This is a genomic window from Rhodococcus sp. LB1 (assembly GCF_001583455.1).
GTDB lineage: Bacteria > Actinomycetota > Actinomycetes > Mycobacteriales > Mycobacteriaceae > Rhodococcus_F > Rhodococcus_F opacus.
Map to the genome: position 1 here is coordinate 1 of NZ_LTCZ01000258.1, position 1,121 is coordinate 1,121.

1 protein-coding gene and 1 pseudogene are annotated in these 1,121 nt (G+C 68.6%); both read left to right on the plus strand.

The window, feature by feature from the left end:
* Positions 1-310 (plus strand): hypothetical protein (locus AZG88_RS28690; RefSeq protein WP_061699837.1); only part of this gene is annotated, 310 nt, incomplete at its 5' end.
* Positions 307-1,121 (plus strand): annotated as a pseudogene (locus AZG88_RS28695) (hypothetical protein); the annotation flags it as partial. The gene AZG88_RS28690 and the pseudogene AZG88_RS28695, both read left to right, overlap by 4 nt.

Genomic DNA, 1,121 nt, shown 5'->3' on the forward strand with positions numbered 1-1,121 from the left:
CCGCCGCCCGACCGGGGCCGCACGAGCCGCCGCGGGCTCGGGGAAACGCGCGTCCGGTGCGGGAGACTTCGGTGGTGCGGGAACGCCGAGTCCGGAGTTGACGGCGAAGCTGGAACCGCGGAAGGGCCCGACGAAGGTTCCGCTCAACACCCGCGTCCTGGCCTCGACGGAGGCCCGGTTGAACTGGCTGGTGAACGATCGCCAATCCACGGTGACCAACATCGTGGACGTCGCCCTGCAGGAATTCTTCGACCGCTACCGCGTCCCGCCGGCAGATCACGACGGCCGGATCACCGAGCAGGAGTCATGAGCAGTCCATGGGAACAGATACCCCTGTTCGCACTGCCCGAGACAGCCCTGACGACGTCTCCCTCTTCCACCGATGATGTTCTCCCTGACGATGATGACGTTCTCCCCGACGAGGATGTTCTTCCCGACGACGACGCTTTCTCTGTCGATGCTGATGTCTTCGTCGAAGCCGATCAGGCGGGCTCGGGTCCAGCCGTTGCCGCACACCCTGCATCGCCCGAGCGGTCGGATGTCGCCGACGCCGACGAAGCCGACGACGCCCCGACCCCGCCGACACCCGAGACGGACAGCGAAGCGGCCGGCAGCGCTGAGGTGGACGGCGACGACGAGGACGCGACTGGCAGCGACACGGCTGGAAACGACACGGCTGGCAGCGAAGAGGCTGACAACGACACGGCTGGCAGCGAAGAGGCTGGCAGCGACGGGGCCGATCCGCCGGTGTGGGAGGCGCTGCCCGCCGGAGACGAAGCCGATGGCCATGCGTTGATCGTGACCGCCGCCGGGACCTACACACCGTCCGGGCGGGAGTTGACCGGTCCGGTCGACTCGGTGGAGAAGCTGGACAAGCTGATTCGCTGGGCCTCGCTGACACCGTTGGGCGCCCCCGCGCAGATCTGGGTCGTCGGACAGGGCGCGTGCGAGCTGCTCGGGTGGATCATCGACCCGGGCAGCGAAGACGACGTCGACGACATGGAGGCCCTCCGCAACCGCGCCGCCCAGGAACTGACCGCGGTCCTGCACGCCACCCTGACACCGATGCTGAACGCGGGCTGGGAGTTGCGCGGCGACCCCGGGCACGTGGTGCACCTGTC